The 13,933-nt window shown below is 71.3% G+C and carries 13 protein-coding genes and 2 pseudogenes; 5 read left to right on the plus strand and 10 right to left on the minus strand.

Features of this window, described 5'->3' with window-relative positions:
• The first annotated feature begins 2 nt into the window (after positions 1-2).
• Positions 3-1,487, plus strand: a complete 1,485-nt coding sequence (locus tag QFZ58_RS03850) for a rhamnulokinase family protein (RefSeq protein ID WP_307123470.1) — start codon at positions 3-5, stop codon at positions 1,485-1,487.
• Positions 1,488-1,562: 75 nt separating this feature from the next.
• Here the strand turns inward: QFZ58_RS03850 and QFZ58_RS03855 are convergent, their stop codons facing one another.
• Positions 1,563-2,621 (minus strand): enoyl-CoA hydratase/isomerase family protein, encoded by a 1,059-nt coding sequence (locus QFZ58_RS03855; protein ID WP_307123471.1) that lies wholly within the window; start codon positions 2,619-2,621, stop codon positions 1,563-1,565.
• Positions 2,622-2,800: 179 nt separating this feature from the next.
• Between QFZ58_RS03855 and QFZ58_RS03860 the strand changes: the two genes are divergently transcribed.
• Positions 2,801-4,942: a SpoIIE family protein phosphatase gene (locus QFZ58_RS03860; RefSeq protein WP_307123472.1), complete on the plus strand. Its 2,142-nt coding sequence runs from the start codon at positions 2,801-2,803 to the stop codon at positions 4,940-4,942.
• 60 nt (positions 4,943-5,002) lie between these two features.
• Here the strand turns inward: QFZ58_RS03860 and QFZ58_RS03865 are convergent, their stop codons facing one another.
• The 4 genes from QFZ58_RS03865 to QFZ58_RS03880 all read right to left on the minus strand — a co-directional run bounded on the left by QFZ58_RS03865 (position 5,003) and on the right by QFZ58_RS03880 (position 8,176).
• Complete coding sequence (locus QFZ58_RS03865; protein ID WP_307123473.1) at positions 5,003-5,641, minus strand: LAETG motif-containing sortase-dependent surface protein; 639 nt, start codon at positions 5,639-5,641, stop codon at positions 5,003-5,005.
• A 395-nt stretch (positions 5,642-6,036) separates the two neighbouring features.
• Positions 6,037-6,525: a GNAT family N-acetyltransferase gene (locus QFZ58_RS03870; RefSeq protein WP_307123474.1), complete on the minus strand. Its 489-nt coding sequence runs from the start codon at positions 6,523-6,525 to the stop codon at positions 6,037-6,039.
• A 41-nt stretch (positions 6,526-6,566) separates the two neighbouring features.
• Positions 6,567-7,646, minus strand: a complete 1,080-nt coding sequence (locus QFZ58_RS03875) for a DUF6397 family protein (RefSeq protein WP_373428515.1) — start codon at positions 7,644-7,646, stop codon at positions 6,567-6,569.
• Between the two features lie 119 nt (positions 7,647-7,765).
• Complete coding sequence (locus QFZ58_RS03880) at positions 7,766-8,176, minus strand: roadblock/LC7 domain-containing protein (RefSeq protein ID WP_307123475.1); 411 nt, start codon at positions 8,174-8,176, stop codon at positions 7,766-7,768.
• Positions 8,177-8,305: 129 nt separating this feature from the next.
• Between QFZ58_RS03880 and QFZ58_RS03885 the strand changes: the two are divergent.
• Positions 8,306-8,726 (plus strand): annotated as a pseudogene (locus QFZ58_RS03885) (PPOX class F420-dependent oxidoreductase).
• 32 nt (positions 8,727-8,758) lie between these two features.
• On the opposite strand, the pseudogene QFZ58_RS03890 reads toward QFZ58_RS03885, so the two are convergent.
• A pseudogene (locus QFZ58_RS03890) lies at positions 8,759-9,162 on the minus strand (ATP/GTP-binding protein); the annotation flags it as partial.
• Between the two features lie 94 nt (positions 9,163-9,256).
• On the opposite strand from QFZ58_RS03890, the gene QFZ58_RS03895 reads away from it, so the two are divergent.
• The gene (locus tag QFZ58_RS03895) at positions 9,257-9,856 is read left to right on the plus strand and encodes a class I SAM-dependent methyltransferase (protein ID WP_307123476.1); all 600 of its coding nucleotides are present in this window, start codon (positions 9,257-9,259) and stop codon (positions 9,854-9,856) included.
• Positions 9,857-9,887: 31 nt separating this feature from the next.
• On the opposite strand, the gene QFZ58_RS03900 is transcribed toward QFZ58_RS03895, so the two are convergent.
• The gene (locus QFZ58_RS03900) at positions 9,888-10,793 is read right to left on the minus strand and encodes an oxygenase MpaB family protein (RefSeq protein ID WP_307123477.1); all 906 of its coding nucleotides are present in this window, start codon (positions 10,791-10,793) and stop codon (positions 9,888-9,890) included.
• 204 nt (positions 10,794-10,997) lie between these two features.
• On the opposite strand from QFZ58_RS03900, the gene QFZ58_RS03905 reads away from it, so the two are divergent.
• Positions 10,998-11,873 (plus strand): hypothetical protein, encoded by an 876-nt coding sequence (locus QFZ58_RS03905; RefSeq protein WP_307123478.1) that lies wholly within the window; start codon positions 10,998-11,000, stop codon positions 11,871-11,873.
• 160 nt (positions 11,874-12,033) lie between these two features.
• On the opposite strand, the gene QFZ58_RS03910 is transcribed toward QFZ58_RS03905, so the two are convergent.
• From QFZ58_RS03910 to QFZ58_RS03920, 3 genes are all read right to left on the minus strand, one after another.
• Positions 12,034-12,984 (minus strand): SDR family NAD(P)-dependent oxidoreductase, encoded by a 951-nt coding sequence (locus tag QFZ58_RS03910; protein WP_307123479.1) that lies wholly within the window; start codon positions 12,982-12,984, stop codon positions 12,034-12,036.
• Between the two features lie 203 nt (positions 12,985-13,187).
• Positions 13,188-13,730 carry an MOSC domain-containing protein gene (locus tag QFZ58_RS03915; protein ID WP_307128762.1) on the minus strand — a complete coding sequence of 181 codons (543 nt, stop codon included), beginning with the start codon at positions 13,728-13,730 and terminating at the stop codon, positions 13,188-13,190.
• The gene (locus tag QFZ58_RS03920; RefSeq protein WP_307123480.1) at positions 13,727-13,909 is read right to left on the minus strand and encodes a hypothetical protein; all 183 of its coding nucleotides are present in this window, start codon (positions 13,907-13,909) and stop codon (positions 13,727-13,729) included. The genes QFZ58_RS03915 and QFZ58_RS03920 overlap by 4 nt, the downstream gene beginning before the upstream one ends.
• Positions 13,910-13,933: the final 24 nt, after the last annotated feature.

The following is a 13,933-nucleotide window of genomic DNA, read 5'->3' on the forward strand; positions in this document are numbered from 1 at the left end:
ACATGTCTGCTACTTCACGGCTCGACCCGGTGTTCGCCGCAGTGGATCTCGGTGCCACCAGCGGCCGGGTGATCACTGCGAGGGTCGGTCCCGACTCCCTCGTACTGACCGAGGCGCACCGTTTCGCCAACACCCCGGTACGGCTCCCCGACGGCCTCCGCTGGAATGTGCTCGCCCTGTACCAGGGAATGCTGGACGGGTTGCGGGCGGCGGCGCGCGGCGGTCCTCCCACCTCGGTGGGCGTCGACACCTGGGCCGTGGACTACGGCCTCCTGGACTCCGACGGAGCGCTGCTGGGAGTCCCGTTCCACTATCGCGACGGACGTAACGCGGCCGCTGCCGAGGAGGTACTGGCCGGCTCCACCCCGCAGCAGCTGTACGACACCAACGGACTGCAGCACCTGCCGTTCAACACGGTCTTCCAACTCGCCGCCCATCGCTCCACGGCGCAGTGGCCGGCGGCCCGGACACTGCTGCTCATGCCGGATCTGCTGGTGTACTGGCTGACGGGGACGGTGGGCGCGGAGGTCACCAACGCGTCGACCACCGGTCTCCTCGACGCCCGCACGGGCACCTGGTCCGATGCGCTGATCACACGGCTGGGCCTGGACCGCTCGCTCTTCCCTCCGCTGCGCGAGCCGGGTGAGCAGGCGGGGACGCTCCTGCCGTACGTGGCCGAGCTGACCGGCCTGCGGGTGGGCACACCCGTGACGACGGTCGCCTCGCACGACACCGCGTCCGCCGTGGCAGCGGTCCCGGCCGTCGAGCCGGGCTTCGCGTACGTGTCGTGCGGCACGTGGTCGCTGGCCGGTCTGGAACTCGACGCCCCGGTGCTCACGGAGGAATCGAGGGCGGCGAACTTCACCAACGAGCGCGGGGTGGACGGCACCGTCCGCTATCTACGCAACATCATGGGCATGTGGCTGCTCGAGGAGTGCCGCCGCACATGGGAGCGCGAGGGTATCTCCCCGAGCCTGGCCGGGCTTCTCGCGGACGCGGCGCGTGCCCGGCCCTTCGCCTCGGTGATCGATCCCGACGACCCGGTGTTCATGGCGCCCGGTGACATGCCGTCACGGATCGACGAGGCTCTCACACGGACGGGGCAGCCACTGCCGGACAGCCCCGGCGGGTATGTGCGGTGCGTGCTGGAGAGCCTCGCGCTGGCCCACCGCAGAACGCTGCGCGAGGCCGCCCGGCTGGCGGGCCGCGCACTGACCCGGATCCATCTGGTGGGCGGGGGATCACGCAACGAGTTGCTGTGCCAGTGGACCGCCGACGCCACCGGGCTTCCGGTCACCGCGGGACCCGCCGAGGCGACCGCGCTCGGCAATGTGCTGCTCCAGGCCAGGGCGCACGGGCTGGTCGGAGGTCTGACGGACATGCGGCGGCTCGTCGCCCGCACCCAGGAACTGCGCCACTACGACCCGCGGGGGGACGCGATGGCGTGGGACACGGCTGCCGACCGCTTGGCAGCGGCGCGCCTGTGACAGCCCCGGGGAGCCCCGGTGCGCGGCCCGGCGCTCCCCTGGGGCCAGGCCCCGGGCGCGGCCCGATGGCCGAAATCAGTGTGCGGCCAGGCCGAGTTCCCGCTCGCCGAGCGGCTCGAAGTGGCGGGCGACGTCGGCGGCGCTGACCTCGGCCGGCTCCGCGGGCATCCACCGGGGGTTGCGGTCCTTGTCGATGATCTGGGCGCGTACGCCTTCCACCAGGTCGTGCCCGGTGAATGCACGGCATGAAACCCGGAACTCCTGATCGAGAGCGGCTTCGAGACTGCTGAGACGCCTCGCCCGGCGTACCGCTTCGAGGGTGACCTTCAGTGCGGTGGGCGACTTGGTGACGAGCGTGGCCGCGGTCTCCTTCGTAGCGGGCGTACCGCTCTCCAGCAGCCGCTCGATGATCTCCTCGACGGTGTCCGCGGCATAGCAGTCGTCGATCCACTGCCGGCATGCGGCGAGCTCACCCTCGGGGGCCTTCTCCGCATATCCGAGCACCGTGTCCGTCACCTGGGCGGGTGTGGCGCTCCGGGCGAGGGCCCGGCCGAGTTCTTCCAGGCGGTGTGAGGGGACGAAGTGGTCGGCCAGCCCGCAGGCGATGGCATCCGCCGCGTGCACGGCCTGCCCCGTGAGGGCCAGGTGGGTGCCGAGCTCGCCGGGCGCCGCGGCCAGCAGATAGGTACCGCCGACGTCGGGGACGAACCCGATGCCGGTCTCCGGCATGGCGACGCGGGAGCGTTCCGTGACGACACGGACGTCGCCGTGGGACGAGATGCCGACACCGCCGCCCATGACGATGCCGTCCATCAGCGCGACGTACGGCTTGGCGAAGCGGGCGATCCTGGCGTTGAGCCGGTACTCGTCGCGCCAGAAGTCCACGGAGGCCCGTCGGCCCGCCCTGGCGTCCTCGTAGATCGACCGGATGTCACCGCCCGCGCACAGACCGCGCTCACCGGCTCCGCTGACCACGACGTGCGTGACCGCGTCGTCACCCGCGGCCGAGGTGAGCGCGTCGTCGATGCTCCGCACCATGGTGTGGGTCAGCGCGTTCAGGGCCCGTGGGCGGTTCAGCGTGATGTGCAGGGTGTGGCCCTGGATCTGCAGCAGGACGGGCTCGTCGTCGTTCATGGCATGCGCTCCGGTCAGCCGTGGGAGTTCTCCGGCTGCCATTCTGCGGCCGTGGCCTGCGTGCTCCGGAGCCGGGTCTCCCGGGGGACCGCTGTGGCACTCCCGCCTCACGGGCTCGACAATTGAGACCAACGGGCAGCGACGTCCAGCGGCCCCGCCGGACCATCTCCGGAGCGCGCATGACCGACTCCCCACGGCGAGCAGACGACTCGACCCCCCGGCCGCTCCAGTCCGACCTGCGCCACAGCGGTGAGACGGGGACCGCCGAGCGTCTCGCCATGAACCGCACCGGCAGCTTCGAATGGGATCTTGACACCCGGACCCTGGACATCGACGAGGCCGGACTCATGGTCTTCGGCGTCGATCCGGCCACGTTCGACGCCCGGCCCGCGACCGTGATGGAACGGCTGGATCCGGCGGAGCGCACCCGTTTGGACGCCGCGATAGACGAGGCGATCACCGGTGGGGACAATTCCTACAGCGTCCACTTCCAGGTCCCCCTGACCGACGGGAGGCGCCAGTGGACCCACGTCCAGGCGCGGATCCTGCGTTCGGGGGACGGCCGGGCACACCGTGTCATCGGTGTGGTGCGGGACGCGACGGCCGAGGTCACCCATTCGGCCTTCGTGCTGGATCTGGAAAGGCGCCATCAACGCCAGACCGGAATCGTGGAACGCACCACGAGCGCGCTGTCCCGTGCGGTGACCGTGGACGACGTCACCGCCGCCCTCACCGGCCCCGGCGGACTGTCCAGACTCGGTTCGGACGGGATGTCCCTCGGGCTGGTGGAGAACTCGGTCCTCAACATCGTCGCGCTGAGCGGCGACTGCGTGGAGTCCCTCGACGGGCTGGCCCCCGGGGTGCTGGACGCGCGCCTGCCCCTGGGGGACGTGATCCTCAGCGGGCGGCCGAGGTTCATCACCTCGCTGGAGTCCCTGGTCCGGCGTTACCCGGTGCTCGAGCCGTACAGGGACGACCTGAACTTCCGGGCCGCCGCCTACCTGCCGCTGGTGGCCCAGGCGCGTTCTCTGGGCGCCATCGCGCTGTTCTACCGGGAACGGACGATGTTCAGTGCCGACGAGCGGATCCTCTGCCTGGGGCTGGCCGCCATCGTGGCGCAGTCGCTCCAGCGGGCGATGCTGTTCGACGAGGAGCGTGAGTTCGCCACGGGACTGCAGTCGGCGATGCTTCCCCGCCGGATCCAGGAGATCGAGGGCGGCGAGATCGCGGTCCGCTACCACGCGGCGTGGAGCGGTCGCCAGGTCGGCGGCGACTGGTACGACGTGATCGCGTTGCCCAAGAACCGCTTCGGCGTGGTGGTAGGGGATGTGCAGGGCCATGACACACATGCCGCCGCGATCATGGGACAGCTGCGCATCGCCCTGCGCGCTTACGCCGCCGAGGGGCATCCGCCACCGACCGTGCTGGCCCGAGCCTCACGTTTCCTGGCCGAACTGGACACCGACCGCTTCGCCACGTGCACCTACGCTCAGGTGGATCTCGCCACGGGTGCGGTACGCGTGGTGCGTGCCGGGCACTTCGGGCCGCTGATCCGGCATGCCGACGGGCGGGTCGGGTCTCCTCAGGTGCGCGGCGGCCTTCCGTTGGGCATTTCCACCGCCTTCTCGGACGAGGAGTTCCCGGAGACTCGTCTCGACCTGGTGCCGGGCGAGACCCTTGTCCTGTACACCGATGGGCTGGTGGAGGAACCGGGCGCTGACCTCGACGCGGGCGTGGCAGCGCTGATCCACGAGGTGAGCGAGGGCCCGCCGGGCGCCGAGGCGCTGGCCGACCACCTTTCGGACCGACTGTGGGAACGCTGGGGCTCGGGTGACGACGTCGCCCTGCTCGTCCTGCGGCGTAGCCCGGACACCGGGTCCCCCCGTGCTCCGCGCCTCCATCAGTACATCCATCAGGCGGATCCGGAGGGTCTCTCCGACGCACGGGCGATCGTGCGGCAGGCGCTGTCGGACTGGGACATGGCCGCGCTCGCGGACGACGCGGAGCTGCTCACCGGGGAGTTGCTCGTCAACGTCCTGCTGCACACGGAAGGTGGCGCCGTACTCACGCTGGAGGTTCTGCCGGAGCCGGTCCGGCGGATCAGGCTGTCGGTGCAGGACCGCTCCAGCGCCTGGCCGCGGCGTCGTACGCCGGGTGAGACGTCCACTTCCGGGAGGGGCCTGCTGTTGCTCGACGCGGTGGCCGCACGCTGGGGCATCGAGCCTCATGGGGAAGGCAAGGCGGTCTGGTGCGAGATCGGGCCCGGTGGGCCGGCCACCTCGGCCGCGGAACACGACGGGGGTGTACCGCACCGGACGTGATGCGGTACACCCTTACCCGGCCGGACGGCTTCCGCCGCCGGCCGGGGTGTGCGTGCGTCGTCAGTGCTGCGTGGCGCGGCGCTTGCGGACGGACCACAGGATGCCACCGCCGGCCAGGAGGACGGCGACAGCCGCACCACCGATGACGGGCGTCGTGGACGAGGAGCCGGTCTCGGCGAGGTCCGGGGCGCTGGAGCTCGACCCGGCCGGGGCGGGGGCGCCGTCCGTGGCGGTCTCGCTCGGCGTGGCGCTCGGGGTCTCCGAGGCCGGCGGCTCCGTGCTGGGCGCCGGGGCCGGCTTCGCCTCGGTCGGTGTGGGCGACGGGGTCTCGTCGTCCTCGCACACCGGGGCGGTCTCCGTCAGGTCGCGGGAGTACTTGTCGTCGTCACCGGCCTTGACGACGAGACGGACGGTCAGCGGCTTGTCGTGCGGCGGCAGCTGAAGCGGAGTCTTCGTGTGGTACTCCCGGCCGAACGTCTGGGTGGGGAGCAGTTCCTCGCCGCCCACCACGGAGACGGTCACCTCGTTGGTGGCACTGTCCGAGTAGGCCGTCAGGTCGAGGGTCACTTCGGAGCAGGTCACGGCCCAGGTGGGGGTGTGAGCTGCGGCCGGGCCGGCGAAGAGGACTCCGCCGGCCAGGCCGGCAACCGCGGCGGCCGCGAATGTTCCCGCGCGCCACGCACTCCTGGGTATGGTCATGGATTCTTCCTCCATAAGAGTTCACCACCGGATGGCGGTGGGGCGCACAGTACTGCCACAGGTTCCCGGCGTCCGCACCAGCCCCAGCCGAACCCGGCACCCCAACCGCGCCCAGACCGGCGCCACTTACGACATGACGGGCGTAACGGACCGGTACCCGCGCCCGGCCCCCGGTGCTCGCCCTGCGAACCGGTCGGCGCGTATCCGCCACAAAGGGACACGCCTCTCCGCCCCCGCATGCCCCGGAACTTCGCCCGAAGATGGCCTGAAGCCATCACCGTGCCGATGCGGCGAACGGATCGTCGGCGCGCCCTCGGCCACGGCGCCTTGGAAAGCGGCGCCCGAAGCACCGCGCCCTGGGGTGCCGTGCCTCTCCCCCTCGAAGCTCCGTGCCCTCAGAGCGCCTTGTGCATGATGTGCAGGCCCACATAGCCCTCGGTCGGGTGGTTGAAGCCCTCGGGCAGGGTTCCGATGATCTCGAACCCGATGGAGCGGTAGAGCCGCACGGCACGGGTGTTGGTCTCGACCACCGCGTTGAACTGCATGGCGCGGTAGCCCGCCGTACGCGCCCAGTCGACGGTGTACTCGCACAGCGCGCGGCCCACGCCCCGACCGGAGTGGCGAGGGTCGACCATGTAGCTGGCGCTGGCGACGTGTGAGCCGTTGCCCATGTGGTTCCTGTTCATCTTCGCGGTGCCCAGGACCGTCCCCACGTCATCGACCGCGACGACCGAACGGCTCGGCTCCGGCACCAGCCACCAGCCCTTGGCATCCTCCTCGCCCAGTTCCAGGGGGTAGGTGAACGTCTCGCCCGCCGTGACGATGTCGCGGAAGAACGGCCAGATGGCGGGCCAGTCCTCGGGGGTGGCTTTCCTGATCAGCATGGCGGCAAAGATGCCCGCCCGGACCGGCCGCGTGCAAGGGGTTAACGATCTCCGCTCCGTGGCCTGCCGAGTCCGATCCGCGCAAGCAGCCGCCGTCCGGGGCGGGGCGGGATACCGGCACCGGGCGCGGCGACGGCCCCGGAGCAGTCGTCCTCCTGGTCCGACGTCCCGGGGGCAACGGGTGCCGGCCTGTGCCCGGTGCCGCCGCCGGGCCGCGGGGCGGGGCGGGCCTCACGCGCCAGGTCCAGCTCCATCGCCAGGCTGACCCGCCGCCAGAGGATCTCGTCCGGATCGTCCGCCAGCATCAGCTGCCCCATCGCCTCTCGTCCCGACACGGACGCCGGTCGTCCGGCGACGAGCTCCGGCTGCATACGGGCGAGGTAAGCCCGTTCGTAGGGGTCGTCCACCACTTCCGCGAGCTGCACCGGATCCAGCGCCGACGCCTGCAGTGCCGCACGGATCCACGGGTCCCGGGTGCGGCTCATCAGACGGTCGACCCTTCGCGCACGCCAGTTGCGCGCGCGCCAGTCGGTGCCGGCCTCCAGCATGGTCCGCATCCCGACCGGGCTCTTCCCGGCGAGCAGCTCCGGCTCCTTCGCGGCGAAGGCGAGGAGCTCGTCCACGAGGTAGAGCCAGACCACCGCGCGGTACCGGTTCAGGTAGAAGGCGACCGGAGAGACGCATCCGATCCTGGCGAGACCGGTGAAACGGACCGGACTGACGCCGAGCAGTGCGGCCCCCTCCGCCGTCCCCGCGGTACGCACCCGCTCGCGCAGCGCCTCGGGAAACCCCTGCTCGCTACGGATGCGGTCGATCTCCTCGCCGGACACCCGCGGCCTTCCACCGTCCGGTGCGGGCTCGGCTCGCACCAGGCCCAGATGGAGTGCGAGGTCGAACTCACCGCGCTTCAAGGCCAGTTCTTGAGCGGCGCGTGCCACGGACAGTGACGTCCGGGCGGCCGCGGTGTCGGACGCAGGCCGGTCCCGAGCCCATCCGTCCTCTGCCGCAGCCCCACCTCCGGCAGTCCCCGCCCCTCGGGGCGACCTCGCGCCTGCCCCTTCTCCCGCTCGCGTCCGGCATCGTTCGGCCGCTCGCGTGCGCGTGGCTTCCCTGATGGTCATGTGACGTCCTCCCCCACGATCTCGAATACTCTCCGTGATCACGGTAGCGCTGGGAGGCGACTCGTCGTGCGGCCTGTGGACAACTTCCGAAGCGTGCGCGAATGCCCAGGTCGAAGCGGTCAGAGCTGGTCGTTGCCCTCGGCTCCCTGCCGTACGCCCACACCGAGGTGTTCTCCCACCCGGTTGACCATCAGCGTCATCTCGTACGCGACCTGGCCGACGTCGGCCTCGGCGGCACTGAGCACGCACAGGCAACTGCCGTCCCCCGCCGCTGTCACGAAGAGCAGGGCCTCGTCGAACTCGACCATGGTCTGGCGCGCTCTTCCCGCTCCGAAGTGCCGCCCCGACCCCCTGGCCAGGCTCTGCAGTCCCGACGAGACCGCCGCCAGATGCTCCGCGTCCTCCCGGGCCAGACTCGTGCTGGCTCCCGTCACCAGTCCGTCGTTCGAGAGTACGAGCGCGTGCTGTATGTGCTCCACCCGGCCGGTGAGTTCGTCAAGGAGCCAGTCAAGTCTCCGGTCCATCGCCATGTACTCGTCCTCCCCGTTCGTGTTCCCGCCTCGCGCAAGCCTTGCGTACGGCCTCCTTGCGGGCAAGCGCCTCCCTGTTCACGGGGCGTCGCTTCACGCCATGACCACCAGGCGTCCGAGGATGGGGTCATGGCACACCACATGACAGAGAACGAATGGCGGGCGTTCCTCTCCGAGGGCACCCGTACCGGCAAGGTCGCGACCGTCCGGGCGGACGGCAGCCCTCACATCGCTCCCGTCTGGTTCCTGCTGGACGGCGACGATCTGGTCTTCAACACCGGTCGGGACACCGTGAAGGGCCGTAACCTGGCGCGCGAGGGCCGGGTGTCGGTCTGTGTCGACGACGACCGGCCTCCGTTCGCGTTCGCCGTGGTCCAGGGACGTGCGGCGTTGAGCGAGGACCTGGCGGAGGTCCGGGACTGGGCGACGCGGATCGCGGCCCGGTCCGGAGGCGGCCGAGGAGTTCGGCGCACGCAACGGTGTACCCGGCGAACTCCTCGTACGTGTAAGCATGGAGAAGGTGCTCGCGATGGCCGGGCTGGCCGACTGACACGTCCCCGGCGTCGCACCGGCCCCACCGTTTCACCGAGGTCCGGGCTGTCCCACGGAGTCCAGGAGCCGGGCGGTGTGCATCCGCCCGGCGTACTCGACCGTACGGATCAGGACTTCTTTCCCGGAAGCCCGGTCGCGCGCGTCGCACAGGACGACCGGTGTCCCCGGGTCGAGGTCGAGTGCCCTCGACACGTCGTCCTCGCCGTAGGCCCGGGCTCCCGCGAAGCAGTTGACGGCGACGACGAACGGATGCGGCGGTGCTCGAAGTGGTCGACGGCCGGGAAGCAGCCCTCCAGCCGGCGGGTATCGGTCAGTACCACCGCGCCGAGCGCGCCCTGGGACAGTTCGTCCCACAGGAACCAGAAGCGGTCCTGGCCCGGCGTGCCGAACAGGTAGAGCGCAAGGCCGGAGCGGATCGTGATACGCCCGAGGTCGGCCACGGCCGCGTCCGGCAACGCCCGTACCGTTCTGACGGATGCACCGCTTTGTGCCGTCACGCTCGGGGGCCGACTGCGCGATCATGTCCGCATGGCCGATGACCACACACACGTCCAGGACTTCTTCTCCGCCCGGGCGGCGGACTGGGACAGCCGCTTCCCCGACGACGGGCCCTCGTACGCCGCGGCGGTGGCCGAGCTGGGTCTGCGCCCGGGCGACACCGTGCTCGACGCCGGCTGCGGTACCGGCCGTGCGCTGCCGGCCCTGCGCGCTGCGGTCGGTCCCGGCGGCACGGTGCTCGGAGCCGACCTGACACCGGCCATGCTGGAATCGGCGGTGCGGGCGGGTCGCGGCACGTGCGGCACCCTGCTGCTGGCCGACGTGGCACGGCCGCCGTTGCGCACCGGGGCGCTGGACGCCGTGTTCGCCGCCGGGCTGATCTCTCACCTCGCCCGGCCCGAGCAGGATCTTCGCGCGTTGGCGCGGGCTGTGCGCCCGGGCGGCCTGCTGGCGCTGTTCCACCCGATCGGCCGGGCAGCGCTGGCCGCGCGCCACGGTCGCCGGCTCTCGGACGACGATCTGCGGGCCGAAGCCCGGCTGGTACCCCTGCTGCTCAGTTCGGGGTGGCGGCCGGCCTCGTACACCGACGAGGACGACCGCTTCCTCGCGCTCGCGGTACGTACGGGCTGAGCGGCCTGCGCCGCACGACGCCGCCCCGGGATCACTCGGCCTCGGTCGCCGGGGGCAGGCTGTGCGCGACCGGGCAGCCCCGGACCCCCGGGGTGGGGAACGTACCTAGCCGGGCGACCTCGTACCCGTTCGGATAGCCCTTGATCTCGGGATTCTGGCGGGCGTAGTGCGCGGTGGTACGCGGCGGCATGAGCCGTACGGCGCGAGCCCTCAGCCGGAGCGCTCCGCGGGTCAGCCCCCTTGCGGCGGGGCCCGGACGCCGGTAGCGGAGCGCCCGCAGCAGTGAGTCGTCGAGCAGCGCGAGGCCGGCACAGCGGACGACGGGTGCCAGCGGGCCCGGGTACCAGGAGCCCATCAGGGCCAGGGTGGCGTCGGAGACCGCTCGGGCGCCCTCGTCCCAGCCGAAGTGCTCGTCCTCGTAGCTGTCGAGCGTGCGCTCGAAGTCCTCGTAGGTCCGGGGCACGTCCTTGATGCCCATGTGCGCCCCGAGGGTGCGGTAGTAGGCGGCGAACGCGCGCACCTCGTGTCCGGACAGCTTGCGCCACCCGTACGCGTCGAGCCAGCGCTTGGGGGTGACGACGAAGGTGCACAGGACGTACCGCATGTCGTCGTTGCTGATGTCGTAACTGCGGTGCATGCGGTTGATGCGCCGGACCGCCGTGCGTCCCGCCTCGCTCTCGAAACCGTGCTCCAGCACGGTGTCGAGGAGAAGTGCGGTGTCGTCGTACCGCTTCTGTGAGCGTTCCGTCAGCTCGCCGGTCCGGGCGAGCAGCCGGCCGATGGCGGGGACGGCATAGGTGCGGTAGAGGGCGAGCTCGAGAGCCCGGGTGACGTCCCAGGGGAATTCGTACGTGACGGTGAGCCGGTAGATCTCCAGGAAGTCCCGCTCGGGGTCCAGGCGCAGGATCTCCCTGAGCCGTTCGTACCGCTTCACCATGCTGTTCCCCCTCGTGAGCCGGAGGGACGAGCCTACGGGTGGCGGGGTGCCCGGCACCACGGCGCGAGGGCGCTCCGGCGTGCCGCGACGGCCGGGGGGACTTCCGTCACGTGGCCGTCTTCGCTTGTCAGGGCCTCGACGGAGAGGTTACCGAGTAGTTAAGGTGCGCCGACGGCCCTGGCGACGAGAGTGGAGGAGGGTGCTGTGACCGGGACGGACGACACGGGCGCCGACGACGACGCACTGTTTGTGCTGACCGCGGTGCTGCTGACCCCCGCGCAGTTCCCGAGCGTGCTCGGCGACGACTACGTCGCCGCGTGCGCCGTGCTCGGCCTCGAGCCGTACGCCGATGGGTACGGCCTGGTGCTCGGCCAGGACGGCGGCGGCGCCCGCTGGACCGTGGTCGTGGACGATGTCTCGTCGGTGGCCGTCGCCATCGCCTCCTGGGACTGCGGCATGGAGTACGACCTCTCCCCCGACGACCGCTCGGTGGTGTGCGCGCTCCCGGGCTGGCCACTCGCGCTGGCGGTCGCCGCGCCCGGCGTTCCCGCGCCCCACGACCCGTTGCCGGACCCGGCCGCGGAGGGGCCGGACCCGGCGCCGCTGACACCGCCGGACACCGGCGCCTGGGGCCCGGCCCAGCGGCGCATGGGCGCGGACGAGGTCGCCGTGCAGTGGGCCGCCTGGCGGGAGCAGATCGACGACGAGAGCGCGTTCGGCCTGCCCGGCGGGAACGAGGCGGCGGAGAGCGGGACGAACGAGGGGACCGGGGACCCGGGGCGCACCGACGGCGAGGAGGCGCCTTCCGGGCAGCACCCCGGGGTGCGCAGGGCGCTCGACGAGGCCCGCGCGTATGTTGCCGCTCCGCCTCCTCCCGGGCGGATCCGCTCGGCGTTCGCGCCTGGCGGAGCGCGCACGCTGCGCGCCGACGGCCCCGGCTGGTCCCTCGTCGCCCGGACCGACGACATCGCGTTCGTCCTGCTGGACGAGGAACCGGGGGAGGTCCTGCCGATCGGCCGGGGACCCGAACTACCCGGCCTGCTCAGCTCTCTCGACGCACTGGCCGTCCGGCCCTCCTGAGGGTCCGCGGGGGCACGTCCGGCCCGTCGGGCAGGTCCTGGAGCCCGATGATCTGGATCAACGACCTCCTGAAGGCACCTGGTGGTGACTGAGCGTCCCGGTTGGCCGGGTCGAACACGGCAGTTGGCCACCGGATGGTCGCCCCGGGTGCGGCTCCGGCCTACCGAAAGCCGAGGTGCGGATCGGTGCCGGCCAGCTCACCGCTGGCGGCCCAAAGGCGAGCGGCGACGGCCGGGTCGGCCATGTGAGAGGGGACGGGCTCACGCCGTGGTGTGCCACGCAGGCCGAAGGCCCTCGGCCCCCACAGCTGCCCTCCCTGCACCTCCGAGTCGAGGACGGCACGGACGACGGGCCATGCTCCGGCGTCCTTGCCCTGCACCAGGAGCCCGGCGGGCAAGGCTCGCAGCCGCTCACCGGGGGTTGTCACGTGTACCGGCGGGCGGGACGGGGTGAGGGAGTCCAGTGCGCCGCCGGGGTGGGCCACCACGCTGAGCACCGTGCTGCCGACGGCACGCAGGCGGCGATCGAGTTCGAAGCCGAAGCACGTCTGCGCCAGCTTCGATCGTCCGTAGGTGCGCTTGGGCCGATAGTCCTGGGTCGACTGCAGATCGCCCAGGTCCAGTCGCTCGGACCGCGCCGCGAAGCTTCCCACCGTCACGATGCGGCCCGCCGACGCCGCGGACAGCAGGGGGGCCAGCCACTGGGTGAGCACGAAGTGGCCGAGGTGGTTGGTGCCGAACATCAGCTCGTGGCCGTCCTCGGTCTCTCGACGCGGCAGGTCGTCGAGCGCGACCCCCGCGTTGTGGACCACCGCGTCGAGATGATCGAGGTCCAGCCTGTCCACGGCGGTCTTCAGCGACGACAGGTCGGCGAGGTCCAGTTGCAGGTGCCGCACATGCGCGCCGGAGACGCGCGAGCGGATCGAGGCCATGGCGGCGTCGGCCTTCGCGGCGTCCCGGCTGCCGAGTACGACGACGGCGCCGGTGGCGGCGAGCTGCTCCGCGGCGAAGTAACCGACCCCGGCGTTACCCCCAGTGACCAGGAAGTTCCTGCCCTCGGCAGACGGCAGCCGGTGAACGTCCCACGGTCGACTCTGGGATGCGGAAGACACGATGACAGCTCCTGGCGCTCGGGGGCAGCGTGCTCATGGGGAGCACCGACCGGCCCAAGGTCGCAACCTCCACCGACATACCGCCGACAGATCACGGACACTGCCGACAGACTTCCGACACCCCGCCGGAGAAGGCAGAGAGCAGGAAGGCCGGTCGACGCGGGCGCTCGGTCACACTGCTTGAGTACAACCGCGCACAGACCCTAGACCCGCTCCAGCCTCCGGTGGGGTCTGTCGGGCAGCTCCGCCTCGACCGGGTCGCCGGGCCCGACGACTCCGCCGGCCTTGACGACGCCCATGATCCCGGCCTTGCGGACGACCGCGCCGTCCTCGGAGCGGCCGACGACCTGCTTGAGCAGTCCGTTCCGGAAGTTGTCGATCTGCAGGCACGGATTGCGCAGACCGGTCACCTCGACGACGGCGTCGTCGCCGAGGTGCAGCAGCGTGCCGGCGGGAAGGGCGAGGAGGTCGATGCCGCTGGTGGTGACGTTCTCACCGAGATCGCCCGGCGCGACCTCGAACCCCGCGTCCCGCAGCTCGGAGAAGAGCTCATGCTGGATGAGGTGGACCTGGCGCAGGTTGGGCTGCGTCGGATCCTGGGCGACGCGCGAGCGGTGTCTGACCGTGACGCCGGCGTGGACGTCACCCTCCACACCGAGCCCGCTCAGGAGAGTGATGCTGTCCCTGTTCGGTTTGGTGAAGGAGTACGCGCCGTTGCTGCTCACTGCCACGACTGTGCTGTTCAGCGCCCTATCTCCTTCCGGGTGATCCTGCGCAGCCTGCGCCGCTGGGAGGGATCGAGCATCAGATAGCCCAGCGTGGGCACTCCGACGAGAACCAGCAGCGACCACCAGAATCCGATGAACGGAATGAGGACGACTGCCGCGACAACTCCCCCGATGGCGACCTTTGCACCGTTCGACATGATCCGTGCCTCCTTCGCGGCCCG

The sequence above is a fragment of the Streptomyces sp. B1I3 genome, from assembly GCF_030816615.1.
In the GTDB taxonomy this organism is placed as follows: Bacteria; Actinomycetota; Actinomycetes; order Streptomycetales; family Streptomycetaceae; genus Streptomyces.

Bases quoted from the DNA above. Each gene is read 5' to 3' on its own strand.
- QFZ58_RS03850 (WP_307123470.1), top strand. From the start codon at position 3: ATGTCTGCTACTTCACGGCTCGACCCGGTGTTCGCCGCAGTGGATCTC.
- QFZ58_RS03855 (WP_307123471.1), bottom strand. From the start codon at position 2,621: ATGAACGACGACGAGCCCGTCCTGCTGCAGATCCAGGGCCACACCCTG.
- QFZ58_RS03860 (WP_307123472.1), top strand. From the start codon at position 2,801: ATGACCGACTCCCCACGGCGAGCAGACGACTCGACCCCCCGGCCGCTC.
- QFZ58_RS03865 (WP_307123473.1), bottom strand. From the start codon at position 5,641: ATGACCATACCCAGGAGTGCGTGGCGCGCGGGAACATTCGCGGCCGCC.
- QFZ58_RS03870 (WP_307123474.1), bottom strand. From the start codon at position 6,525: ATGCTGATCAGGAAAGCCACCCCCGAGGACTGGCCCGCCATCTGGCCG.
- QFZ58_RS03875 (WP_373428515.1), bottom strand. From the start codon at position 7,646: ATGACCATCAGGGAAGCCACGCGCACGCGAGCGGCCGAACGATGCCGG.
- QFZ58_RS03880 (WP_307123475.1), bottom strand. From the start codon at position 8,176: ATGGCGATGGACCGGAGACTTGACTGGCTCCTTGACGAACTCACCGGC.
- QFZ58_RS03895 (WP_307123476.1), top strand. From the start codon at position 9,257: ATGGCCGATGACCACACACACGTCCAGGACTTCTTCTCCGCCCGGGCG.
- QFZ58_RS03900 (WP_307123477.1), bottom strand. From the start codon at position 10,793: ATGGTGAAGCGGTACGAACGGCTCAGGGAGATCCTGCGCCTGGACCCC.
- QFZ58_RS03920 (WP_307123480.1), bottom strand. From the start codon at position 13,909: ATGTCGAACGGTGCAAAGGTCGCCATCGGGGGAGTTGTCGCGGCAGTC.